We start from the raw sequence: 23,315 nt of genomic DNA on the forward strand, positions 1-23,315 counted from the left end.
TCTAGCGGTTACCGCCTGAACCGTCGGTCTCTGGATGGCCTCTGCAGATCCCGCCGGAATGATATATGATGGTCGTCATGAAAAATCCACCCATCACCCGGAAGCCAGCCAGCCGCAAGGAAATCACGCATGAGCGCATCGTCGAGGTCGCCGCACGCGCGATTCGGCGCAGCGGCTACGACGGCACGGGCGTGGCTGACATCATGAAGGAGGCAGGTCTGACGCATGGCGGCTTCTATGCCCATTTCCCGTCGCGCGAGGTGCTGCTTGCCGAAGCCGCTGACCGCGCCGGAGCTGAATCCGTGGCGCTGTCGGAGCGTATCGCCGCGTCCGTGCCGCCGGAACAGGCGTTGCCGGCGATGATGCGCGCCTATCTGTCGAAGGAGCATTGCGAGAGCATCGAGACGGGTTGCCCGATTTCTGCCCTCGGCTCGGAGATGCCGCGTCAGGCGCCGGCCGTACGGCGCGCGGCCACCCGCCGCATCAAGGAGATGATCGATGTCGTTGCGCGCCAGTTGCCCGATTGGGGTCAGCCAGGCGCGCACGAACAGGCGCTTTTGATGGTCGCCACAATGGTTGGCACGATGGTGATGGCGCGTGCCGTCGACGACCCCAAACTATCGGAGAGTTTCCTTGAAGCGGCATTGAAAAAACTCGCACCGACTGAAGCGTAAATACGCCGGCCCTGTGCCGGTTTTCGTTGGACCGCAAATATGACCGTCATCATATTTTAGTGAAACGAATGCTCGACCAACCACGCAAAGACATCTTGGGAAGAACATCATGCAAACCAAAATAGCGCTCGTGACGGGCGCCTCGTCAGGAATCGGCGAAGCCACCGCAAAGCGGCTTGCGAAGGCCGGATACACGGTCTACGGCACCAGTCGGCGCGGCCAACGAGCCGGCCAACAGTCGTTCGACATGCTGCCGCTCGATGTGACCAGCGATGCATCCGTTGCAGCCGCCGTCAGCGAAGTGCTGCGCCTGCAGGGCCGCATCGACCTGCTGGTGAACAACGCCGGTTTCGGCGTCGCCCCTGCCGCCGCGGAAGAGAGTTCGATCGACCAGGCACGCACGATCTTCGATACGAACTTCTTCGGGATCATCCGCATGACGCGTGCTGTCGTGCCTCATATGCGGCGACAACGCAGCGGCCGCATCGTCAACATCGGTTCCGTGCTCGGTTTTCTGCCAATGCCCTATATGGCGCTGTATTCCGCCACCAAGCACGCGGTGGAAGGTTATTCGGAGTCGCTCGACCATGAGTTGCGTACGCTGGGCATCCGCGTATCGGTCATTGAACCTGCCTACATCAAGACGCCTTTCGACGCGAACTTCATCGCGCCCGACGCCCCTCTCGACGAATACCGCGAGGTGCGCTCGGCCGTGGACAAGCGAGTGAAGGAAGTGGTCGAGGGCGCCGACGGTCCCGAGGTCGTGGCCGAAACCGTACTGCAGGCCGCCATCGCGCCTCGTCCGAAACTCCGCTATACCGCTGGCGGACTCGCCGCCCGATTGCGATTGCTGCGCAGATTTGCGCCCGCTGGACTGGTGGACGCCGGTATCCGCAAAGATCTGCGGCTGGCAACGTAGACGACGTGACTGTCTCCTCCCTGTTCAAAGGCTCCGCATCCGTGCTATTGCCAGCGAAACAACCAGACTTAACGAGCAACTGACAAGGAACCATGATGCAAGCATTCGTCGTCGATCGATATGGACGCAAGAATGGCTTACGATCCGGCGATATGCCGGTTCCAGAGCCGCGCGAGGACGACGTATTGATCCAGATCCACGCCGCGGGCGTGAACCCGCTCGATGCCAAAATCAGAGACGGAGAGTTCAAGCTCATTTTGCCCTATCGTTTGCCGCTGATTTTGGGCAACGATCTGGCAGGGGTTGTCGTGCGCGTCGGATCGCGCGTGCGGCGCTTCAAGCCCGGCGACGAGGTCTACGCGCGCCCGCACAAGGATCGCATCGGCACCTTCGCGGAATTCATCGCGGTCAAAGAAGATGACGTGGCTCTCAAGCCGACAGCACTCACGATGGAGGAAGCGGCTTCAATCCCGCTGGTTGGATTGACCGCCTGGCAGGCGCTGATCGAAAAAGGGCAATTGAAGAAAGGGCAGAAAGTGCTGATACATGCCGGCTCGGGCGGTGTCGGCAGCTTCGCCATTCAACTGGCGAAGCATGTGGGCGCGACCGTCGCGACAACGGCGAGCGCGCGGAATATCGAACTGGTGAAGCAACTCGGTGCGGATATCGTCATCGATTACAGGAAAGACGACTTTGCGACCATCCTGAAGGACTACGACCTGGTACTGGATACGCAAGGCGGCAATGCGCTCGAGAAGTCGCTGCGTGTGCTCAAGGCCGGCGGCAAGCTCATCGGGATCGCCGGTCCGCCTGATGCCGAATTTGCGAAAGAGATCGGTGCGTCGTGGTTCCTGAAAACGGTGATGCGCTTTCTGAGTTATCGCATCAGGAAGGCCGCGAAACGTCATGACGTCAGCTATACATTTCTCTTTATGCGGGCCAGCGGAGAACAGCTCAGCCGGATTGCCGCACTGATCGACGCGCGAGCGATACGACCCGTCATCGATCGGGTCTTTCCGTTCGAGTCGACCCAGGAGGCTTTGGCTTACGTCGAAACCGGACGTACCAAGGGTAAGGTTGTCATCAAGATCCGATAGTCAGCGTGAAGCAGACCTTCAAACGTCCGTGTGGTAATCAGGTGGAATGGCTGCTTGTGGCCCGAATTGAGACGAACGAACTGGGACCCGGCGAGCCGCGAGTCGATGTCGAACAATCTGTTCGTCAAGCGCGGCATGCCGGATATGGTCAGCATCTTTCCGTGGCCGCTCGTCGAGGTGATACGCGCGAAGGAAAACCTGTGGACCCTGCCGCTGCGTGAAACGCTGGACGAAACCATCATCAGCATCACGTCGCGGCGTGGCGCGCCCACGAGCCGGGCGACCGCCTGCTTTCTCGACTGCCTGCGCGAGACGATCGACGAAGGCGCGCGCTCGCAGGACCCGGAACAGCGCCGCCTGATTCATTCGATCGAGCTGTTGCTATCGCAGCAGCCGCATTTCTGCATGCGGCACCGCCGCGTAGTCAATCGAGAAACTCGCCGGCCCGCTTTCTGAGCATCGCGCTGAAATCGTCGAGCCAGCCGATCGACAGACGCCAGCTCTGCCAGTACAGATCGACGTCGATATGCTTGCCCGGCGCGATCTCGACCAGTTCGCCGCGCTGCAGATGCCCGGCGATCATTCGCTCGGGACACATGCCCCAGCCGAGGCTCATCACGCACGCGCGCAAAAAACCGGCGACGTGCGGAATCCAGTGCAGCGGCGGATCGAGCTCCGCGCGCGTAATGCGCCGCATGAAGCGCTTTTGCAGTTGATCCTTTGGATTGAAGTCGACGCACGGCGTGCGCCGCAGGCTGTCGCGCGTGACGCCGTCGGCGAAATAGCGCGCGAAAAACGCCGGCGAGCACACCGCCAGGTATCGCATGCGGCCGAGGCGCGTCGAGCGACAGCCCTGCACCGGTTCGGCCTGCGTCGTGATCGCGCCCTGCACGCTGCCGTCGCGAATGCGCTGCGCGGTGTAGTCCTGGTCGTCGATCACGAGGTCGAGCAGCATCTCGCGTTCGACGCAGAACGGCGCGACCGCGTCGATGAACCAGGTGCCGACACTGTCGTCGTTGACCGCGACGCGCAGTGCCGGCCACTGCTCGACGAGCGCGCCGGGCAGTGCCGGCAGGCGGCCTTTCAGCTCCGCTTCGAGCAGTTGCACGCGTTCGGTATGGCGGCATAGCAGCGCGCCCGAGGTGGTCGCGACGCACGGCTGCCCACGCTTCACGAGCACGCTGCCGACCCGCTCCTCGAGCAGCTTGACCCGCTGCGACACCGCGGACGGCGTGATATTGAGCTCGCTTGCGGCACGGTCGAACGAGCCGTGGCGGACCACGGCGGCCAGCGCGTCGAGCAAGGCGTAGTCGAGCATTAGCGTTCCTTAATCGGCATTAAGTAAATTAGCTTCTCTTATGAGATGCCAACCCGCAGACTAGCGCTGTTGGATTTTCCCGTCTATCCCCGCTGCTTTCCTTTTTCCGGACCACTTATGAACTGGTTGTCTTTTTCCCATGGCGCGGCGCTGTGCGCGTCGCTGATCGTTACGATCGGCGCGCAGAACGCGTTCGTGCTGCGGCAGGGCATCATGCGCTCGCAGGTCGGCAAGATCGTGCTGTTGTGTACGTTGTCCGATTTCATTCTGATCGGCGCGGGTGTCGGCGGCGCCGCGGCGCTGATGGAGCGTTTCCCGCGCTTCGTGCACGCGATGCTCTATGTTGGGCTCGCGTATCTCGCCTGGTTCGGCATCAGCGCGCTGCGCCGCGCGGTGCGGCCCGGACACGCGGTGCTCGATGGCTCGGCCGGCGCATCCCGCGATCAGGCGCCGCCTGCGCAACGCGCGCTGCCGATCATCCTGATGACGCTTGCGTTCACGTGGCTCAATCCGCACGTCTATCTGGACACGTTTCTGTTGATCGGCACGGCCGGCGCGCGTGAACCGGAAGGCGCGCGGGTCGCCTTCGCGCTCGGCGCGATGACGGTCAGCGCGGTGTGGTTCGTCGCGCTCGGCTATGGCGCTCGCATGCTCGCGCCGCTGTTTCGCCGCGCAACTGCGTGGCGCGTGCTGGATGGCGCGATCGGCAGCATGGTGTTGCTGCTCGCGTTCACGCAATTGCGTTGAGCGTTCGACGCGAGCCTTATTTCAGCGCCGATTCTTGCGGCTCGCCTCGCGCGGCGGGTGCATCGGCTTCGTCGCGCGGCACGAGGTTCATCAGCCGCGCGAGCACCGGCCACTTCAGCAGCGACTGCTGGTAAGCCTCCTTCGCCTGGGCATCGAAATAGCGCGCCGTCTCGACCTCCGGCAGACGCAGCGCGAGGCCGCTGATGTCGTCGACGGGCCAGCCGCCGCGCGCGGCGTTTGTCGAGGCGTTCGGCGGGTTCGTCATTTGCCGTCCACCCACACGCCGTCCGGCGTCTTCACCACATAGCCGGATGCGGTCTTCATCGTCACCGTCCCCTCGTTTTCGCCGACCATCTGCGTTTGCGGCAGATTCGTCGCGTACTGCGACAAGCTCACGCCCGCCTTGAACGGGCTGTTCGACACGAGGTTCGACAGCAGCTGCGCCACCGCGAGGAAGCTCGACGGATTGTCGATCACCGTGGTTGGCCCATGACTGCCCTGGAAACCGACGATGCGCACGCCGACCGGCCCATGCACGATGCGCGGCGTCGGAATCTCGCGCAGGCCCGCGACCTGGTTCGCGTCGCCGCGCAGCGCCGCGCCGTGCTCGGGCACGAACACGATCACCGCGCGCCGCCCCGACGACGCGATCAGATCGGCGAAGCGGTCGAAGTCGCTCATCAGCTTGTTCACCCGCAGCGGATACGAATCGATACTCGACAGGCTGCTGTTCGGCAACCGGTTGCCGTCGTGCAGGCTGATCGTGTTGTAGTACAGCGCGACCGGGCCCGCGATGCTCGCGCGCTGCGCATACCAGGCCGCGAGCGTCTCGTAGTCGTCGCGGATCGGCGAGCCGTCGAACGCATGCATCGCGACCGGCACGCTCGTGTTCGGAATCAGCGGTACGTTCGGCGCGCCGGCGTTGTCGTGGACCAGTTCCAGGAAGTTGTCGAAGTGACCGTCGTGGTTCAGCATCGTCTGCGGGGTGTAGCCGGCCTGCGCGAGATCGGCGAGCAGATAGCACTGCGGCGGCGCGTTCTTGTACAGGTCCGCGTGCGCCTGCTGGCCGCAGCTCGCGCGCAGCACACGAATCGCGGCCGGCCCGCTATAGCTCGCCGCGGTGCTGAAGTTCGTGAACAGATAGTCGAAGTGCGAGAGCAGCGGATGATTGCGCGCCTTCGCGACATCGAGGTCGTCCCACGACAACGAGCAGATGTGCAGCACGATCACATCGAACTGAGCGTTCGGATCGGCGGCCAGATGACCGAAGCTGACCTGCCGCTGCGACTCCTTCGTGCGGAACGCGGCAAGCGTCGCGTTATGGTCGAGCGGCTGCGCGGCGAGCGCGTTGTTCGCGCCACTCGCGCCGGCATTCGCCGCTGCGTTCGCCGCTGCACCGCGCAGCTGCGCGAGCACCACCCCGCCCTCGTGCCACAGCGGAATCGCGACCAGCGCGATCAGCACGAAGGTCGCGACGCGCACCCAGCGATTCACGATCAGATAGCCGACGAGCGCGCCCAGCGCGGCGAGCAGCAGCATCGGCGGCAGGAAGCGCTGCGCAAGTTCGAGCCAGTAGCCGAAGCTGAATGTCGTCAGATTGCCGAACTCCTCGGTCAGACGCGAGAACGGCGGCACGTTCGCTTCGTGGTACATCAGCGGCACGCCGAGCGCGAGGCCGACCAGATTGCGCACGATGCGCAGCGCGCGCCGGCGCAGCGTCGAGCTCACGACGAGCGCGAGCGCGAAGCCGAGATTCGCGAGCCACAGCGGCTGCAGATGGCCGCCCGCGAATAGATACAGCTTGAGGATGAAGTACAGGTTCCACAGAGTCATGAACGGGTTCTCTCATTGGCCTGCGCACGAGACGATGCGCGCAGGCGGCATCAATAGCGGGTGCGGTCGAGCGCGAGCAGCGTCTCGCAGGCACGCGCGAGCCCGCCCCACAGTCGCGAATAGCCTTCGACGCCCATCGCGAGCACTTCCTTCAAACCGCGCAGCGGCGCGTCCTCGATCGTTTGCTCATCCCAGTCGAGCCACGCGTCGGCGCGGCCGAACGTGCATTGCACGAGCTGCCGCTCCTGTTCGAGCGTGAGACCGTCGAAGCGCACGCCGAGGTGCCGTCCGACGCAGCGGCTCACGTACACCGGAAAATGGAACTGGCGATCGCCGCGGCTCAGGCACACGCCGAGGCTGTCGCCCGGCGCGAGATTCAAACCCGGCTCGACGTCGAGACCGAGGCCGCCGGTCGAATAGTCGCTGGTCGTGCAGGCGAGCGTCGAGCCGTCCGTGAGCAGCAGCGTCGCCGCCGCGCGCATCGCGATCCGATGCGTGACGCGCACCTGCTTCGCCTCGCGCGCGACGCTCGCGGCCGCGCCGAGCATCACGAGGTTGTAGAGCGTCCAGAACACGTTCATCAGGATCGTTGCCGTTTCGCCGCCCTGCCCGAACATGAGCCGGTACACGCCGGCGGCGAGCGCGCCGGTGTTCAGTGCGAGCAGCACCAGATACGGCTTCGAGGTCGACCAGTCGAAATAGCCCTCGCCGATGCGCCCGCCCTTGTCGGTCACGTTGAACTTGCCGTGCCTCGGGCTGAAGAACGCAACGGTCGTCGGCAGCACGATGTACCACGCTAGCACCGACTCGTAGACTTCGGCCCAGAACGAGTGACGGTACTTGCCCTGCATCCGCGAGTTCGCGACGTTCGCAAGCACGATGTACGGCAGCACGAAGCCCGCGATCGTCGTCGCCGATGCGTTGATGAAGTACATCTGGAAGAACAGGTACGCCATCGGCATCGTCAGGAACACGAGCCGCGGCACGCCGTAGAAGAAATGCAGCATCGCGTTGCCGTAGCAGAGCCGCTGAAAAAAGCTCAGCCCGCGGCCGACGAACGGATTGTCGATGCGGAAAATCTGCGTCATGCCGCGCGCCCAGCGCGTGCGCTGCCGGATATGGCTCGCGAGGCTTTCGGTCGCGAGACCGGCGGCTTGCACCGTCGGCAGATAGGCGGTCGTGTAGCCGCGCCGGTGCAGCTTCAGCGCGGTGTGCGCGTCTTCGGTGACGGTCTCCACCGCGATGCCGCCCACTTCTTCGAGCGCCGCGCGTTTGAGGATCGCGCACGAGCCGCAGAAGAACGACGCGTTCCACAGATCGTTGCCCGACTGCACGAGTCCGTAGAACAGATTGCCCTCGTTCGGCACGCGGCGGAACGTGCCGAGGTTGCGCTCGAACGGGTCCGGCGAAAAAAAGTGATGCGGCGTCTGCACCATCGCGCAGCGCGCGTCGCGCAGGAACGTGCCCATCGTCGTTTGCAGGAACGAGCGCGTCGGCACGTGATCGCAATCGAAGATCGCGACATACTCGCCTTGCGTGCTGGCGAGCGCGCTATTGATGTTGCCGGCTTTCGCGTGACGGTTGTCGTCGCGCGTCAGATAGCCGATCCCGCACGCCTGCGCGAACGCTTTGAATTCCTCGCGGCGGCCGTCGTCGAGCAGATAGACGCGCAGCTTGTCGGCGGGCCAGTCGATGCCTTGTGCGGCGAACACGGTCGAGCGCACGACGGCCAATGACTCGTTATAAGTCGGGATATAGATGTCGACGCTCGGCCAGCTCGACGTATCAGCTGGCAGACTGGCGACCGCGCGATTCAGCGGCCACGCGGTCTGCACGAAACCGAGCAGCAGAATCACCCACGTATACGCTTCGGCGCCGAACAGCAGATAGCCGAGGATCGCCTCGCCCGGCGTCTGGAACGACAACGTCTGCGTGACGCGCCACCAGACGTAGCGCACCATCGCGAGCAGCGCGAGCGTCGTCAGGATCAGCACGGGCATGCGGCCCGGAAAGCGTCGCACGATCAGCGCGACGATCACGAGTACCGCGAAGAACGCGAACTGACCATCGGATTGCAGCGGCGCCGTGCCGATCACCGCCCACAAACCCGCACCCGCGGCAACCATGAGCGGCAGCAGCCAGCGAATGTGGCCGACGCGCTGGGTCGCGTCTTCGAGCCGCATGCCCCAGCGCTGCCACGGCAAGCTCGCCAGCAGCGCGTCGATGCGCTCGCGCCCGCGCCGCCCGAGCAACCATAGCGGCACGAGCCAACGGTCGATCCACGCGGCTAGCACCCGTACCGTCGCCGCCGCGCTTCTCGACGACGGACGCGGCGCGCGCACGAACGCGCGCCACAGCCATGCGCGCAACCGATGCGGCTCGAGCACGCCCCACTGCAGCGCGAAATGCAGCACGGCCGCGCGAATCCAGCGGCGCGCGTAGTCGGGCTTGCCCGGCGCGGCCGGCTGGAAGAACAGCCGCACGAACCAGTCGAGCGGCGTGCGCGTCGCGCGCAGGCCGAGGCCGTGTGCGAGCCAGTCGAGCGCGCGCTTACGCATCGACCGCATTTCGCGCGCGTTCATGAGGCGCCGCCCCGCCGATCGAGCGGCGCCGTGGCTTCAGTGAGCCACGCGTCGAGCCAATTCGCGAGCCCCTGCAGATCGTGCGACGCCTGTGAATGCGGGGCGTCGTCGAACAGCCACGTGCCGCGCGCGAACGACTCGGGCAACGCGCCATCGAAATGCACGCGCTGCGCGAGCGGCAGCTTGTCGCCGAGCGCCGCGCCGAGCATCGCCAGCACGTCGCGCTGCATGTCGCGCGCGGGATTGAGCCGGTTCACGATGATCCGCAACTGCGCGCACGCATCGCGCAGCGCCGCGAGCCGCGCGACCAGCGTCGCGCAGGCGGCCGGCTCGGGCGGCGTCACGCACAGCGCGAGGTCCGCGCAACGCAGCGCGTGCTCGGCCTGCTGCGACGGATAGCGCGCGGTGTCGATCAACACGACGCCATCGCGTGGCAGATCGAGTTCGGCGAGCGCGTCGGCGAGCCAACGCGGATCGGCGGCGAGGCGTGCGTCGCACTGCGTGCTTTGCGCGGCGGACACCGCGCCGTACGGCACGAACAGCACGCCGTCCGCGTTGCGCCATGTGTCGGCATGCCATGCGGTATCCGCGTCGAGCAGTGCCTGCGACAGACCGGTCGCCGCGAGACCGTCGATGCCGAGCTGCGCGCCGAGCATGTTCTGCGGATCGAAGTCGAGCGCGACAACCTGGCGGCCGCGGCGCGCGAGCAGTACCGCGAGCGCGGCGGTCAACGTCGTGCGGCCCGTGCCGCCCGCGGTGGAGACGACGGCGATCGTTTTCATCGCGCCACCTCGTCTTGCGTCGTATCGAGCGCGGGCAGCAGACGCGCGCGCAGCGCGACCGGCTCGATGCCGCACGGCACCGCGTCGCGCGGATCGAAGCCGCGCATGGCCGCGAGACCGCGCCGTACGCCGCCGCGCTGCCAGACGACCCACACCGGCAGCGCGACGAGCATGCCGGCCACGAAGCAGATCAGAACCAGTTCGATCATTCGATGCTCCTCGCGCGCAGCGGCATCGCGCTGGGTTCCGCGCGACCGCGCCGCGGCGTGGAATGGGATGGGAGGCGCTCAGCAGCGGGCGGCTTCGCTACGGTTGATTCGATAGGCCAGGCGGGTCCAGTCGTTGGCGCGGCCGCGCTTGCCGCCACCGCGGCGTCGGCTTCGAGCTCGGCGCGCGCATGAACCAACACCTCTTCCACCCGCGCCAGTTGCACGGCGGCCACGTGCGCCCCTTCGCGCGCGGCTTCGTCCGGTGCTGCGGCGAGCGGTGCGCGCCAAGGCGCGCCATCACGCATGGACGCCGCGAACATATCGCTGTAATCGGCGATCCGATTACGCCGGTTGGCCGCTTCCAGCGCGTCGAGTTCAGCGCCGATGCTCTGCTCCGCCAGATGCACGAGCGTGTCGGCGAGCCGTTCGACCGGCACATCGATGATCCGAGCCAGCGCGGCGTCCGCATCGGCGAGCCGGCAGGCGAACAGGAACACATACAGATGCGACGCGTCGACGGTCAGCACGTCGCCCGCGCGACGCGGCACGCAGTGCTTCAGTGCATCGACGTGCGCGCATTGCGGCAGCAGCGACAGCTTCACGAGCACATGCGGCAACTGCAGCACGGCGCTGCGTGCGAGCACGAGGCGCACGCGCTCGCAGAACGCGCCGACCGGCAGATAGCCGCGCACGTCGTCGCTCAACGCGGCGCTCAAGGCACTGCGATAGTCGGTGGCGACCGGACGCGTATGGAGTTGCCCCTGCAACGACTGCAACAGCGACTGCATGCGCGAGAACGGCAGGTCGCGGCCGAGCACGAGGTTCGCGCCGAGCGTCAGCACGAGCAGCTCGTATTGATGGCGCAGCACTTCTCCCCGCTCGACAACGACAATCTTGAGCGCGCGCCCGGCCTGGCGGCGCAGCGCATGAACCGTCGCGCACAACGCGTCGAGTTGCGCGCCGCCCGCGTAATCGAGCACCACGGTCGCGGCCTGCGCATGGGCGCACGCGCTCAGCACCGCGGCCTGATCGGCGCACACCTCCCAATGCGGCGGCAGCCATGCCTCCTGACCGCGCACCACCGCGCGGCTCACGACGACGCGCTGCTCGTCGCGCGCAAGCAGGCGTTGGCCGCGCGCGACGCTGTCCGCTGCCGTGTCGGGCGCGACGCTGAGGCGACCGCTATCGGTAAAGCGCAGCGAGCGGACTTCGCCCGTCACCAGTGTGCGATCCGCGCGCCAGAAGTCGGCATGCCACAGCAGCTCGCCGTGCGTGCGCTCCATCCGTGCGACGCCCGCGCATGCCGCATGGAACGCGTTGCGGTGCAGCGCATCGACGGCACCGTCCCGGGCGCCGCGCGGGTCGAGTGAATCGTCGTCGCCATTTCCATCGATGCCGAGCAGCAGCACCAGCGTGATACGCCGTGCCGCACACCAGTTCGCGAGCATGCGGGCTGCGTGCGCGAGCGCGGCAGCGTCGTGCCAGTTGAACCAGCGCTCGGCGCCTTCGATGAAATACAGCGAGCGGGCACGAAAGCCAAAGCGCTTCAGCGCGCGCAGACCGCCGAACAGTTTGCCGTGCGTCGCAGCGCTGTCGGCGTGCTGCTCCTGCGCTTGCGAGTCATCGACTGGCGGCATCGCGAGCACGTTCAGATTGCGCGGCCAGCCCGCCGCCGGTGCGCTGGCGCTAAAACCCAACTCCCGCAAACGCCGGGCAACGGCCGCGCGCTCACGCGCGAGCACGACCGTCACGTCGCGAGTGAGCGCGGCGCGAGCGCTTTCCCAGATCAATGTATCGACGCCCGGCGTATCGACGCCCGGCGTGTCGGCCCCCGGCGTGCGCGGCGCCGCGTAGATCGCATACAGCTTGCCCGCTTCGAGCGCGGCCCATTCGTCTGGCAATGCCTCGATCGCCAGACGGCCGATCTGCTGTGCGCGACGCGGCGCATCGCCGCCGAACATGCGCCGCCAGCGTCGCAGAAAAGCGCGCACGGGAGTTTGGGTTGGATTCGAATCGGTGTTCACGTCTGCTGTCCCCGGTCTCGTTGCATCGCCGTTCAATAGCTCGAATAAAGCCGTACCGGCTGCGGCGACAGACTGTTGTCCTGCTTGCGCGCATCGAAGGTGTAGCGCAGATAGACGAGCGCGGCGCTCGGTGCGTAGTCATGCGAACGATCGATGCTCAACTGCCCGCCCAACACCAGATGCGGATCGACGCGATACTCGACGACGCCCGCGAGCCCATACGAAAACACGACGCCGCGTGTCGAGCTGCCTGCATTGACGAGACTCTCGAGCCCCGGCGCCGCGCCGAGCCCGGCGGGCAGACCGTTCGGGTAGTACGGCGAATTCCGCTCGTACGAGTTCGACACGCCCACGGTCGCGCTCAGATCCCACTTCAGCGCGCCGCGCCGCCCCAGCCATTCGAGCGGCACCCCGAGCGACAGATAGCGCTGCGGACTGTAGTAGCCACCCTGCCCGAACGAATAGAAGCGCAGGTTGTTCGTGTAGTGCCACGCGTTGCCGACGAGGCCGGTGCTCACCAGTGCATTCGCGCGCCGATAGACCGGCATCGTGAAGCCGGTGCGCAGCGTGAATTCCTGATTGCTCGCGACGTTGCGCCCGCTCAGTTCGCCCGCGCCGAGATCGGCGAACAGGTTCGCCGCGCCGATATCGAGCGACGAATGCAGGTCGATACCGTCGCGGCGCACGCCGCCCCACACCGCGCCGGTCACCGGATCGTGCATGCCTGCATACGACAGCTGACTGCCCGTTTCCGGACGGCGCGAGCCGCTCAGCGAAAAGCTCGCCGGTCCCGCGTCGAACCGATAGCGCACGCCGCCGACGAGGTAAGACACGGGGAAACCGAGCGGCGTCGTGCCGACGTCGAAGCGCCACGCATCGGACGTGTAGCCCGCGCCGAGCGCGACGCCGGTGGCCGGCTGATGCAGATACGGCAAGCGCGCGGCCAGCGTGGCGAGTTGCTGTGGCGACAAGCCGAGCGAGGTGCCGAGCTTGTCGGCCGCGCCGAAGGTGCCGAAGGTATCGCGTGTGGACGCGTTGGCGTCGCTGACGTCGAGCGTGCCCGCATCGAGACGCACGGTATCGAGGTGCGCGAAGAAGTGGCCGTCGTAGCGATACGGCATCTGCACGTACACCGGCACCTGCCACGCGCGCAGTTGCGAGATGCCCGCGTCGCCGGACTTATAGGCGGGCAGCCAGCCGGTCTCGATCGAGGGATTGCGACGCTGTTCGAGATCGTCGAGCGCGGCCCGCGCGGGCGTGCCATCGGGTCCTGCGCTCACGCCCGCCGAGCGTTCCTGCGCGAGCGACAAACGATAGAGCGAAGCGGCATCCTCGTACTGCCCGAGGTCTTCGGCGATGCGGCCGCTTTGCACCGTCACGTCCGGCCGCGTTGGATACGCGACGCGCAACGCCGCCGTGATCCGCTGCGCGTCGCGCGCTTCGTTCAACGCGGCGAGCCGGCGCGCGGCCGCGAGCCGCGTGTCGACGTCATCGGGCGCGGCGCCGTCGAGCACGTCATGCACGACGCGCAGCGCGGCCCCGCGCTGGCCGCTCTGCTCCAGCACGCGGGCCAGCGCGAGTTGCGCGTCCGCATCGTTCGGCTGCGCGGCTAGCAGTGGCGCCAGCGTCGCCCGCGCGGCCGCGTAGTGGCCCTGCACGCGCTGCAGATCGGCGAGTTCGAGCGCGTAGCGTTTGTCCCGCCGACCGGCCGGGCTGACCGCCGCGAGTCGCTGCCGGGCCGCTTCGTAATCCCCACGATCGATCGCTTCGTCGGTTTGCCGCAACGTCGCACGCAGCGCCTGGTCCTCGAGGCGCGCGCGTTGCGCGGCGTCCAGCTTCAGTTGCGGATCGCCACGCAACTGCCGAAGCCATGCGGACAGCTCCGCGTCGCGTCGCGCGCCGCCGAGCAGATCGCCGTAGCGCAGCCGCACGTCCGCGTCGGCCTCGTGCGGATGCGCGTCGATCCAGTCGCGCAACAACGCGAGGCCGCGCCCGGCATCGCCCGCGTCGATCCACTGCGCGCCGACCGACGCGAGCAGATTCGGATCGTCGCCGGCCAAAGCGCGTGCCTCGTCAAGCAGGCGGACCGCGTTTGCGCGATCGTCGCGCGCGAATGCGGCGCGCGCGTCGGCGAGCCTTCGTTGCGTTTGCAGATTGCGATCGAGCGCCCTCATACCATCAGTGCGGTCTTGCTCCGGGATCAGTGCGAGCGCCGCTTGCGCGCCGCTCAGGTCATCGAGCGAATTGCGGTAAAGCGCGCTCGCATAGCGCATCTCGGCCGATGGCGCGAGCGCGAGACCCTCGTCCATCACGATGCGGCCGAGTTGCGGCAGCCCGAGATCGCGGTACAGACGCGCGAGCGCGAAACGCGTCCACGGTGCGTCGGGCTCGCTGCGCAATGCCGCTTCGTAGCGCTGCGCGGCGGGCCCGCGCGCGCCGTCGGCGAGCAACTGGTCCGCCTGGCTGGCGAGCAGATCGGCGCGCAGACGAGCGAGGCTCTGGCGATCGTCGGCGGCGGTGAAGCGGCTTTGCAACGCATCGATCAGCGGCTCGACCTGCGCCGCGCGGCCGGTGTTTTCGAAAAGCGTCTGCGTGCTGCGCAGCGCCGCCACGCTCGCCGCATGCCCGCTCAGCATCTCGCGCAGCAGCGGCTCGGCCGCGCTCCAGTCGTGCTGGGCGAGCAGCGCGTCGGCGAGCATCAGCTTCGCGTCCGCGTTGTCCGGCTCCATCGCGAGCGCCGCGCGTGCCGCCCGCTCCGCATCCTGCGGGTGGCCTGCCGCGGCGGCCGCGCGGCCTTGCGCGAGCGTTCCCCAGAATTGCGCGGTGCGCGCGAGACCCTGCCATTTCGCGCGATTGTCGGGCGCGAGCGAGGCCGCGCGCAGAAACAGCGTGCGCGCTTCGTCGTGCCGCCCGGCCCGCATGCGCGCGATGCCGAGACCGCCGACTGCGTCGGCATCGTCGGGACGCGCACTCGCGGCGCGCGCGAGCAGCGGCTCGGCGGCCGCGAGATCGTTGCGCGCAAGCGCCTGCAGACCGCGCTGCTGCGCGATGTAGTCGGGGTTGCGTTCGAGTTGCCGTTGCGCGTCGAGGCGCGCTTCGAGCGTCGCGACGCGCTCGCGGAATTCGGTGTCGTCCGGCGCCAGTTGCAGATACGCGCGCAACGCCGGCAGATACGCGAGGTCCACACCCGCCGATTGCAGCACGTGACGCCACGTGTCGAGCGAGGCCGTGCGATCGGAGTCGGGCCGCGTCGCCAGATTCCAGGCGATGCGGTTAGCCTCCGCGCGCGTGTCGCCGCGCGTGTTCAGCAGATTCGCGAGCACCAGCGCCGCGTCGACGTCGGACGGATCGGCGGCGATCCGCCGATGCAGCGCGACGAGCGCCTGCTCGCGGCCCTCGGGCGTGCCCGCGAGAATCTGGTAGTACTCGGCGCCGAGCGAGCCCGACGGCGCACCGTGCGCAAACAGCAGCTGCAACCGCCGCGCCGCTTCGGCGGACTGGCCGCTACGCGCGAGCAGACGCACGGTCGCGAATTCCTCGCGGCCGTTCGTGGCGACGCGGAATTCGTCGTCGAGCTGCGGGATCGCCGCGCTGTCCGGCGCCTTGGCGCGCAAGCGCGCAAGCGTCGCCTGCGCGGCCTGCGCTTGGCCGAGACGCAATTCGATGCGCACCTGCTCGGCAAGCAAGGCCGGATCGCCGGGCGCGGCGAGCAGCGCCTTGTCGATCGCCTGCAAGGCGAGGTCGTCGCGATGCTTGGTCGACCACATGCGCGCGGTCGCGAGCAGGCGTTGCGCGGCGGCGTCGTATGGCGGCGCTATGGCTGGCAAAGCAGCGGGCGCTGGCAGTGTTCTTATGGCAGCCGTGCGCGCGGCCGTCGTGCGCATCACTTCGGCTTCGCTGGTACTGCCGTATACGTGTCGCGTCATCGCCGCGAGCCACGCGCACGCGAGCACGCCAATGCGCGCCGCGCGCATTACTGCGGCGCGGCGCGGCACGACGTGCTCCAGTGCGGATCGAGGGTGCCGTCGGCGGCGAAACGATAGCGGCCTTCGCGCCAGCCGAGCGCGAACAGGCTCAGCACGCTCGTGTAATAGCCGGCGGCCGTCTCGCGATCGAGCGCGGCGACGCGGGCGATCTGCGCATCGGCGAGCGCGCGCTGGCCGCGCGCATCGAGAAACGGCACGGCCGCCGCCGAAAAACCCGCGTTGCCCATGTTGATGCCGGCACGGCCAGTGGTCGCGTCGACTTTCTCGGGCGGCGCGCCGTGCGCGGCGATGAAGCTCGCGAACGGCGCGAAGCGCGCGAGCAGCGTCGGCGCGAGCGGATCGCGCTGGTCGAGCATGCCGGCCCACAGGTACACGCGAATCGCGTTGTAGGCGCTCTCGGCGTCGGTCTGCGCGTCGGGCGCGAAGCCGCGGCGCGCGCGGTACAACGCCCAGTCCGGCGCGAAGCCATGCGGCGCGGTGTCGATCAGGATGCGGCTCGTGCTCGCGAGCAAACGCGGCCAGCGCGGATCGCCGGGCAGCCGCGTGGCAAGGCCGCGCAGCACCTGCGGCGGCGTGTAGCTCGGATTGACGCGCCACACATCCGCGTCCGGATGAAAGCCGACCGGGCCCGGCAGCAAGGTCAGGCCGAGCCCCGGCACGTTGGCCGTTTCCTCGTCGAGCACGCGCCGGGCGAGCACCGCGCCGCGCGCCGTGTAACTGCGCTCGCGCCACGCGTCGCCCGCTTCGAGCAGCGCATAGGCGATCCACAGGTCGGCATCAGACGACGCACTCGCGTCGAGCACTGCCCAGTTGCCGTCGGATGAACGGCCCCACAGCCACGCCGGCAGGCGCGCGGTCAGGTCGCCCTGCGCGAGATGCTGCTCGGTCCAGCGCAGGATCGCGTCGAAGGCCGCGCGGTCGTTCGCGACGAGCGCGAAAAACAGTGCGTACGATTGCCCCTCAGACACCGTGCGCTCGTCGGGGGAACCGACGTCGATGACGCGGCCATCGGCGGAAAGGAAATCGCGCTTGAATTGCTGCCAGCCCGGCCAGGGCGCGGCGGTGCAAGCGGCGACGTCGGCGCGGCTCGGCTCTAACGCTTGCGTGGCGAACGCGTCGTGACTGCTCGCAAGCGTCAGCATCGTGGCAAGCACCGCGGCTGACAGCGCCGCTGGCATCCTCGCCGCTGTTCGCACGAGGCTGCTCGCGAACCTCGCGCGCAGGCCCGCGCCACTTTCAACGCTCACCCCGGCACGGGCATCGACTCGCACGCCCAAGCCGCCGCGCGCTGCCCGCCGCAGCACCCCGCCCTTCGCCTGACTCATCGATCAGACTCCCCGGCGCCGCGCGGCCAGTTCCTGCAACGCGGTGAACGCGCCGATCGCGAGCAGCAAGCCGGCGAGCGCACCGAGCACGCCGAGCAGCACCGGATGCTGGATCGCCTTGCTCCACAACCGCGCATACCAGGGCACGTAGCCGACCAGATAGGTGTCGCCGACGCGCATGCTGTCCACCTTGCCATCGCGCAGCAACGCGAGGTCGCCCTGCAATTGCGCGATGCGGTCCGGCTTTTCGAGCATGTCGAGCAGTTGCGACAGCTGCTGTTGATCGGTGCCGGTCAGCGCGACGACGCTGCGTCCGTGGCTGCCCGGCAATTCGAAGCCCATCAGCGCGGCAAGCGGTCCGTCGCGTTCGATGCGCGCGCCGCCATCCGGCCGATGCGCGCCGCTGCGCCGGGCGCCGCTGCGCCACTGCTCGTCGACCGCGAACGAGGTGCGCGCGAGCGGGCTCGAGCCATCGGTGTCGCCGGTCTGGGCGCCCATCGTCAGCGGCAACGCATGCGGCCAGCGCGCGAGCCACGGCGCCGAGCCGTCGCCGCCGATCACGAGCAGATCCTTGCCGCTCAGCTGCGCGAGCTCGCGCGGCCGCGCGACCTGTACGCGCAGCGCCGGATAGCCGGTCCACTGCCCCATGTGGCCGAGCATCGTCAGCAGGCTTTCGAGCTCCTGCGGCGCGGGATGCTCGGGAATCACGACAGCCGTTTGCGACAGGTCCGCGTAGCGCGTGAACGGAAAGCCGCTGTTCGCGAAGAACGCGAGGTTCGGCATCTGCGCGAAGTGGACGAAGTCCGAGAAGTCGATCGTCGAATCGGGATCGACCGCGGCCTGCACCGGATTCGTGGCGACGCCCTGGCATAACCCGGTCTTCTGCGAATCGAGATTGAAGCGCAGCTGCAACTGGTTCGAGCTGCCGATCCGAAACGCGGGAATGTCGAGCGCGCTCGTCGAGCGGTTGCCGTTGTTCGACAGCACCGGCAGTTGCAGGCGGCCCTGCGCGTCGTCGGCGGTCGCGAGCGCGAGCCGGTACGACTTGACCAGCTGCTCGTTGATCTGCACCGCGAGCGCCGAATTATTCTGCACGGTCGGCGCCGTGTAGTGGTACTTCAGATTCAGCGGCACGCCCGCGCCGTTCCACGAGTACAGATCGGCGGGCACGCGCAGGTTGAGGCGGATCGCGTCGGGCGAGCTGCCGCGCACCTGCAGTTGCGACGGATCGTCGACCAGCTCCTTGAACGCGACCGGCCGGTCGACCGGCAGCCAGCGCGGCGCGTCGTACGGCTTGCGCGGCGTGCCGGCGGCGAGCTGCGTGATGCGCACCGCGGGACCCGCGAGCGCGGTCGTGCCGAGCACGAGCGCGGTGCTCGCTTGATCGACTTCGGCGGCGCTGCGGCCGGTCACGATCAGCAGCTTGCGGTTCGGCGCGACGGGATTGTCGGCGACGATCAGCATCGGACCGTTGATCGGCGGCAGCGTGAGGCCGGCGGGCAACTGCTCGCTGCGCGCGACGACGACCGCGTGCGAGTCGGTGGGCAACGTCGACAGCGCCGGAAAGCGCGCCTGCCGGTAATCGGCCTGCGCGCCGAACCACGAGGCGAGCACGCCCGCGCTGCGCAGCGTCGCGTTGTCGGCGCCGGCCGGCAGCACGAACGGCAGACGCAGCCGGCTCGCGTCGCGGTGATCGAAGAACGGCGCGGGCAGCAGTGCGAGATCGTCGGGCAAACGGATCGGCGCGGTATCGACGATGAATTCGCTCGACGGACTCACGTCGGCCCACAGCGCGGAGTTCTCGGGGTCTTCGCAATGCTCGAGCGTGTAATGCGCGATCAGACGCAGACCGATCTGGTTGTAGTCGGTCAGAAAACGCGGATCGAGCGCGATGTCCTGTGTGACGAGCTTGCCGGCGTGCTCGCGATCGAACGGCACGGTCGCGACCACTTCGTTGTTGATCGACACCTTCAGATGCGACATCGCAAATACCAGCGACGGCGAATACGTGTAGCGCAAGCGCAGGCGCGCGGCCGTGACCACGCGATCGAGTCGCACGCCGAGATTGACGGTGCGCGCGTCTTCGACGCCGCGCAGCGTCAACGGCTGATACGCGCCCAGGGTCGCGAATGAAACGCGCGATGTGCTGGAGCCGGATGCCGGCGTTGGGACGCTGGCGTCGTTGTCGAGGTAGTGAGGGTTGACGTTGGCGGTGACGGCGCTCGCGCCGGCGACAGTGGGCGCGCTCGGCGCATTCGCCGCCGCGACGACGACAGGCACCGATGGCGCGGCGCCCGAACCGACGGCATACAACGCGCCGACAACGGCGGTCAGCGAAAGGCAAAACGACACAACTGGTTTCATGAACAGCTCAGCTTGTTGGACCTCGACCGTGCGCGCTCGAGTGCGCCGACTACGGTGCGAATCCGGTCTGCCGCGCGAGCGCGCGAAGTTGGAAACGGACTGGCGGGCGCGCGCAGCAGGCGAGACAGGCGGCGGCGCGCTATGCCTGGTATACGGAAAATCCGGCGAAACCTTGAGCGCAACGAGCGACGGCTTAGCCAACACCTGAGCGCAATCGGCAGCAGCCCTAACCGATGATGCGTTCTGTTTATGTTTCGAAGCCGGCCGGTCAGGCGAGAAGGTGCAGGTGCCTGCCGCTGTTGGGCGGCGCCACGATATCACAATTTGCAACGTTGTTCACATCTTGTAAGATCCGCAGTCATTTGCCGCACTCGAAGTCATCCCGACACATGGCCGATCCTGCCGATTCCCCCGCTCATTCACCCATCGCGCCGCCCGCCAAGCGCAGCGGTCCGCTGCGCGGGTTGTTCGCGCTGCGGCATTCGTACGCCGGCATCGTCGCGACATTGCGTGCGGAAAGCGCGTTCCGTCAGGAAGCCGCGCTCGCGGCTATCCTCGTGCCGACAGCGTTCCTGATGCCGGTCGACGCCATCGCGCGCGTGCTGCTGACCGGATCGGTGCTGCTCGTGCTGCTGGTGGAGCTATTGAATTCGGCGATCGAGGCCGCCATCGACCGGATCTCGTTCGAGCGGCATGAATTGTCAAAACGTGCGAAAGACTGTGGCAGCGCGGCCGTGACCATTGCGCTGCTGATGTGTGCGCTGACGTGGGGCGTGTTGTGCGGGCCGCTTGCGTATCGCTGGTTCGGTGGGTGAGGCGCAACGCGTTCTACGTGTCCGCACCATGGTTGGCATGGTTGCGCGCCCAGTAACGAGGGGTGCAAACGTTAGCGCGAGTTCAACGGCAATTTCGCTTGCCGCCAGGCAGCCCTTTCGCAAACGTTGGCGTCAATCAAGCGATGGCACATCTATTGCTGAATTCCGCTCGCCGGCATCTCACCCGTGAAGCCGCGTGACGTACGCAACGGGGCGCCGTTCAAACGTCATTTCAACAATCCACCGGTGGAGGCACCATGCTTCGATACGCTGTGATTTTCTTCATCATCGCCATCATCGCCGCAGTGTTCGGCTTTGGAGGCATTGCCGCGGGCGCAACCGAAATCGCCAAGGTGTTGTTCTTCATCTTCCTGGTGATCTTCCTCGTCACCCTGCTGATGGGCGTGATCCGACGCTGACGGCTGCATACAGCGTTCGGTGAATTCACCCTCGCCCGATGCGAACCGGCCACGCTGCGTGGGTGCCGCGTTGAGGTTTGCGCGGCTGCTGTCGCCGTTGCAATACTTGCCGCAGCATATTGCAATAGTTGCAGAAGCATCGGGCTCTTCAACTCTGCTTTTCTTCTCGCGCGATGCTTCGCCCTCCGAAGCATGGAGTGTCATCGTGCCGACGATGTGTCCTTCATACACCGCGACATGGCAATCGCCGCGCAGCACGCGCTCGCGGGTCGTCTCGATGGTTTGATCCACGCACCGAAGTGCAGGGTTGGCCCGTGAGCGTCTCGAGCAAAAATGTCGTAAATACTCAGGCCGATCAGCCGTCGTTCACGAGATGTTTTCGGCCTCGTACAGACGACGGCCCGCCGCATCCTTGCTGCCGAGGATGGGCTGAAAATCGATCGGCCACTCGATGCCGATGTCGGGATCGGACCACAGCAGGCAGCGCTCGAGCTCGGGGAACCAGTACTCGGTGGTCTTCCACATGCATTCGGCGACATCGGACAGCACGACGAAGCCGTGCGCGAAACCGGGCGGCACCCAGATCTGCCGCTGGTTAGCTTCGCTCAGATGCTCGCCGCTCCATTTGCCGAAGTTCGGTGAGTTCAGGCGCACGTCGACCGCGACATCGAAGATCTCGCCGCGCACGACGCGCAGCAGCCTCCCCTGGGGACGCTGCACCTGGTAGTGCAAGCCGCGCAGCACGCCATGCACGGCGCGCAGATGGCGGTCCTGCACGAAGTTGAAACCTTGCGCGACGTCGTCCGAAAACTCGTCCGCACTGAAACTTTCGAAGCAGAAGCCGAACTCGTCGACGAACACTTCCGGCTCGATGAGTTTCACCTCCGGCAATGCCGTCGCAATGACCCTGTTGCCCATCGCCACTGTGCTCGTAAAAAGGCTGGCCAGCGAACATACGGCCGCTCTCGCGACCGCGTCCGACAGACGAGGCGCGCCCGCAACGCGGGCGCCCTATCGCATGCTAAAGATACATGCTACGCCTCACTGGCCGCCCGGCTGCGGGCGCGATACTCGGTTGGCGACAAAGCCATGCGCTTGCGGAAAATTTTCGCGAGACGATCGCCGTTGCCGGTGCCGCTGCGACGCGCGATCTTGTCGACCGGCAATTCGGTCTCGGTCAGGAAGTTGCACGCGATACGCAACCGCACCTGCAGCAGGTAGTCCGACGGCGTGACCTGCATCTCGTGCTTGAAACGGCGCAGGAAATTGCGCTCGCTCATTGCGGCGACCTGCGCGGCATCGGCGACCGAGACCGGACGGTCGCAGTTGGCCTCCATCCAGCGCGCGGCTGCGCGAATCTTTTCGGCGACGCTCAGCGTGCCGCCCTCGGCCGGCAGCGGTACCCACGTCGCAGCCATGCCGGGCATCACGCGATCGGCGACGCTGCGCGCGAGCTCGGCGCCCAGGTCGCGCTTGATGAACATCAGCGCGCTGCGGGCGCAGTCGTGACGGTCGTTGGCCGCGCTGAACGCGCCTTCGCTCGCGCTCGCGCCCGGATAGCGGCTCATCAGGCCGTCATGCTCGGTCGGGCCGGCCGCTTCGAGCACGAGGCGCCCCTCGCCGATCGTTTCGATCGCGCGTGTGCGCGATTGCACGGCGCGCAGCCAGTTCAGCAGGCGTTCGTCGCGCGCGGCCACGTGGGCGCCGTAGCCGCCAGCGATGAACAGCACGTCGAAACCACCGCCAAAGCGCGTGTCGATGCGGTCAGTCCAGACGCGCGCCGACGACGAGCTGGCGACATTGCCGCCGTCCATCGACAGGAACTGCACTTCGTAGGGCGGATCTTCGCCCGCTCGTGTGCCCGCGAACTCATTGGCGGTCTGGAACATTTCCACGACGGTGCCGGGGCCGAGCAGCCAGAAGCCATCGAACAGCAGAATGCCGATTCGCCGCGCTGCAGTACGGACGTTCAAAGTGGGCGTATGTAGCCACGTAATTCTCGTTGTATCAAGGTGCATGTGCGGCATGATCTTCCCCAAACGGTCATACGTTGCGGACCCCGATTTGCCCCGCCATCAGACGGAACGAGAAAATGCGTTATTACGGCGGAAAAACAGACCAACGCCGCATAAGGGATTAAGCGTGATGTTAGCGGAATGGATCGCTATAGTAAATTTGAAAAACGAATTTCATCACGACAGCCCCTGTCTGAGGAAAAGCG

At 66.9% G+C, this 23,315-nt stretch carries 19 protein-coding genes; 7 read left to right on the forward strand and 12 right to left on the reverse strand.

Annotation, left to right across the window (positions count from 1 at the left end; all coding sequences use genetic code 11):
- The first annotated feature begins 65 nt into the window (after positions 1 to 65).
- The 4 genes from HDG39_RS24625 to HDG39_RS24640 all read left to right on the forward strand — a co-directional run bounded on the left by HDG39_RS24625 (position 66) and on the right by HDG39_RS24640 (position 3,146).
- Positions 66 to 674, forward strand: a complete 609-nt coding sequence (locus tag HDG39_RS24625) for a TetR/AcrR family transcriptional regulator (protein ID WP_184009364.1) — start codon at positions 66 to 68, stop codon at positions 672 to 674.
- Positions 675 to 783: 109 nt separating this feature from the next.
- Positions 784 to 1,593 (forward strand): oxidoreductase, encoded by an 810-nt coding sequence (locus tag HDG39_RS24630; RefSeq protein WP_184009366.1) that lies wholly within the window; start codon positions 784 to 786, stop codon positions 1,591 to 1,593.
- A 95-nt stretch (positions 1,594 to 1,688) separates the two neighbouring features.
- Complete coding sequence (locus HDG39_RS24635) at positions 1,689 to 2,690, forward strand: NADP-dependent oxidoreductase (protein WP_184009368.1); 1,002 nt, start codon at positions 1,689 to 1,691, stop codon at positions 2,688 to 2,690.
- A 66-nt stretch (positions 2,691 to 2,756) separates the two neighbouring features.
- Positions 2,757 to 3,146, forward strand: a complete 390-nt coding sequence (locus tag HDG39_RS24640) for a hypothetical protein (protein ID WP_260328240.1) — start codon at positions 2,757 to 2,759, stop codon at positions 3,144 to 3,146.
- On the opposite strand, the gene HDG39_RS24645 is transcribed toward HDG39_RS24640, so the two are convergent.
- Complete coding sequence (locus HDG39_RS24645) at positions 3,115 to 4,008, reverse strand: LysR family transcriptional regulator ArgP (protein WP_184009370.1); 894 nt, start codon at positions 4,006 to 4,008, stop codon at positions 3,115 to 3,117. The genes HDG39_RS24640 and HDG39_RS24645 overlap by 32 nt on opposite strands.
- Before the next feature lie 117 nt (positions 4,009 to 4,125).
- Here HDG39_RS24645 and HDG39_RS24650 point away from each other — a divergent pair, with 117 nt between their 5' ends.
- Positions 4,126 to 4,755 (forward strand): LysE/ArgO family amino acid transporter, encoded by a 630-nt coding sequence (locus HDG39_RS24650; RefSeq protein ID WP_184009372.1) that lies wholly within the window; start codon positions 4,126 to 4,128, stop codon positions 4,753 to 4,755.
- 16 nt (positions 4,756 to 4,771) lie between these two features.
- Here HDG39_RS24650 and HDG39_RS24655 read toward each other — a convergent pair whose 3' ends face one another.
- From HDG39_RS24655 to bcsB, 9 genes are read right to left on the reverse strand one after another with little or no spacing between them, the layout of a single operon-like run.
- On the reverse strand, positions 4,772 to 5,020 hold the full coding sequence (locus tag HDG39_RS24655; RefSeq protein ID WP_184009374.1) for a hypothetical protein: 249 nt from the start codon (positions 5,018 to 5,020) through the stop codon (positions 4,772 to 4,774).
- Entirely contained in the window at positions 5,017 to 6,588 is a 1,572-nt protein-coding gene (gene bcsG / locus HDG39_RS24660; RefSeq protein ID WP_184009376.1) for a cellulose biosynthesis protein BcsG, read from the reverse strand. Before bcsG ends, HDG39_RS24655 begins: the two co-directional genes overlap by 4 nt.
- Before the next feature lie 50 nt (positions 6,589 to 6,638).
- Entirely contained in the window at positions 6,639 to 9,170 is a 2,532-nt protein-coding gene (gene bcsA / locus HDG39_RS24665) for a UDP-forming cellulose synthase catalytic subunit (protein WP_184009378.1), read from the reverse strand.
- Positions 9,167 to 9,952: a cellulose biosynthesis protein BcsQ gene (bcsQ, locus tag HDG39_RS24670; RefSeq protein ID WP_184009380.1), complete on the reverse strand. Its 786-nt coding sequence runs from the start codon at positions 9,950 to 9,952 to the stop codon at positions 9,167 to 9,169. The genes bcsA and bcsQ overlap by 4 nt, the downstream gene beginning before the upstream one ends.
- On the reverse strand, positions 9,949 to 10,161 hold the full coding sequence (locus tag HDG39_RS24675; RefSeq protein WP_184009382.1) for a hypothetical protein: 213 nt from the start codon (positions 10,159 to 10,161) through the stop codon (positions 9,949 to 9,951). Before HDG39_RS24675 ends, bcsQ begins: the two co-directional genes overlap by 4 nt.
- Positions 10,158 to 12,185: a cellulose biosynthesis protein BcsE gene (bcsE, locus tag HDG39_RS24680; protein WP_409259205.1), complete on the reverse strand. Its 2,028-nt coding sequence runs from the start codon at positions 12,183 to 12,185 to the stop codon at positions 10,158 to 10,160. The genes HDG39_RS24675 and bcsE overlap by 4 nt, the downstream gene beginning before the upstream one ends.
- 32 nt (positions 12,186 to 12,217) lie before the next feature.
- Positions 12,218 to 16,180, reverse strand: a complete 3,963-nt coding sequence (locus HDG39_RS24685) for a cellulose synthase subunit BcsC-related outer membrane protein (RefSeq protein WP_184009384.1) — start codon at positions 16,178 to 16,180, stop codon at positions 12,218 to 12,220.
- Positions 16,159 to 17,496 carry a cellulose synthase complex periplasmic endoglucanase BcsZ gene (gene bcsZ / locus HDG39_RS24690; RefSeq protein WP_184009386.1) on the reverse strand — a complete coding sequence of 446 codons (1,338 nt, stop codon included), beginning with the start codon at positions 17,494 to 17,496 and terminating at the stop codon, positions 16,159 to 16,161. Before bcsZ ends, HDG39_RS24685 begins: the two co-directional genes overlap by 22 nt.
- Before the next feature lie 3 nt (positions 17,497 to 17,499).
- Complete coding sequence (gene bcsB, locus HDG39_RS24695; RefSeq protein ID WP_184009388.1) at positions 17,500 to 19,860, reverse strand: cellulose biosynthesis cyclic di-GMP-binding regulatory protein BcsB; 2,361 nt, start codon at positions 19,858 to 19,860, stop codon at positions 17,500 to 17,502.
- Between the two features lie 389 nt (positions 19,861 to 20,249).
- Here bcsB and HDG39_RS24700 point away from each other — a divergent pair, with 389 nt between their 5' ends.
- Positions 20,250 to 20,675 (forward strand): diacylglycerol kinase, encoded by a 426-nt coding sequence (locus tag HDG39_RS24700; RefSeq protein ID WP_260328242.1) that lies wholly within the window; start codon positions 20,250 to 20,252, stop codon positions 20,673 to 20,675.
- A gap of 257 nt (positions 20,676 to 20,932) precedes the next feature.
- Entirely contained in the window at positions 20,933 to 21,094 is a 162-nt protein-coding gene (locus HDG39_RS24705; RefSeq protein ID WP_013089029.1) for a DUF1328 domain-containing protein, read from the forward strand.
- 366 nt (positions 21,095 to 21,460) lie between these two features.
- Here HDG39_RS24705 and rfbC read toward each other — a convergent pair whose 3' ends face one another.
- Together rfbC and HDG39_RS24715 are read right to left on the reverse strand one after the other, a co-directional pair.
- Positions 21,461 to 22,012 (reverse strand): dTDP-4-dehydrorhamnose 3,5-epimerase, encoded by a 552-nt coding sequence (gene rfbC / locus HDG39_RS24710; protein ID WP_184009390.1) that lies wholly within the window; start codon positions 22,010 to 22,012, stop codon positions 21,461 to 21,463.
- Between the two features lie 116 nt (positions 22,013 to 22,128).
- Positions 22,129 to 23,121 (reverse strand): GlxA family transcriptional regulator, encoded by a 993-nt coding sequence (locus HDG39_RS24715; protein WP_184009391.1) that lies wholly within the window; start codon positions 23,119 to 23,121, stop codon positions 22,129 to 22,131.
- Between the last annotated feature and the right edge of the window lie 194 nt (positions 23,122 to 23,315).

The organism is Paraburkholderia lebeckiae, assembly GCF_014201005.1.
GTDB classification, from domain to species: domain Bacteria; phylum Pseudomonadota; class Gammaproteobacteria; order Burkholderiales; family Burkholderiaceae; genus Paraburkholderia; species Paraburkholderia tuberum.

Excerpts from the sequence above, each read along its gene's own strand:
- HDG39_RS24625 (WP_184009364.1), top strand. The coding sequence starts at position 66 with ATGATGGTCGTCATGAAAAATCCACCCATCACCCGGAAGCCAGCCAGC.
- HDG39_RS24645 (WP_184009370.1), bottom strand. The coding sequence starts at position 4,008 with ATGCTCGACTACGCCTTGCTCGACGCGCTGGCCGCCGTGGTCCGCCAC.
- HDG39_RS24630 (WP_184009366.1), top strand. The coding sequence starts at position 784 with ATGCAAACCAAAATAGCGCTCGTGACGGGCGCCTCGTCAGGAATCGGC.
- bcsA (WP_184009378.1), bottom strand. The coding sequence starts at position 9,170 with ATGAACGCGCGCGAAATGCGGTCGATGCGTAAGCGCGCGCTCGACTGG.
- HDG39_RS24655 (WP_184009374.1), bottom strand. The coding sequence starts at position 5,020 with ATGACGAACCCGCCGAACGCCTCGACAAACGCCGCGCGCGGCGGCTGG.
- HDG39_RS24700 (WP_260328242.1), top strand. The coding sequence starts at position 20,250 with ATGGCCGATCCTGCCGATTCCCCCGCTCATTCACCCATCGCGCCGCCC.
- rfbC (WP_184009390.1), bottom strand. The coding sequence starts at position 22,012 with ATGGGCAACAGGGTCATTGCGACGGCATTGCCGGAGGTGAAACTCATC.
- HDG39_RS24635 (WP_184009368.1), top strand. The coding sequence starts at position 1,689 with ATGCAAGCATTCGTCGTCGATCGATATGGACGCAAGAATGGCTTACGA.
- bcsZ (WP_184009386.1), bottom strand. The coding sequence starts at position 17,496 with ATGAGTCAGGCGAAGGGCGGGGTGCTGCGGCGGGCAGCGCGCGGCGGC.
- HDG39_RS24675 (WP_184009382.1), bottom strand. The coding sequence starts at position 10,161 with ATGATCGAACTGGTTCTGATCTGCTTCGTGGCCGGCATGCTCGTCGCG.
- bcsG (WP_184009376.1), bottom strand. The coding sequence starts at position 6,588 with ATGACTCTGTGGAACCTGTACTTCATCCTCAAGCTGTATCTATTCGCG.
- HDG39_RS24650 (WP_184009372.1), top strand. The coding sequence starts at position 4,126 with ATGAACTGGTTGTCTTTTTCCCATGGCGCGGCGCTGTGCGCGTCGCTG.
- HDG39_RS24705 (WP_013089029.1), top strand. The coding sequence starts at position 20,933 with ATGCTTCGATACGCTGTGATTTTCTTCATCATCGCCATCATCGCCGCA.
- HDG39_RS24715 (WP_184009391.1), bottom strand. The coding sequence starts at position 23,121 with ATGCCGCACATGCACCTTGATACAACGAGAATTACGTGGCTACATACG.
- bcsB (WP_184009388.1), bottom strand. The coding sequence starts at position 19,860 with ATGAAACCAGTTGTGTCGTTTTGCCTTTCGCTGACCGCCGTTGTCGGC.
- bcsQ (WP_184009380.1), bottom strand. The coding sequence starts at position 9,952 with ATGAAAACGATCGCCGTCGTCTCCACCGCGGGCGGCACGGGCCGCACG.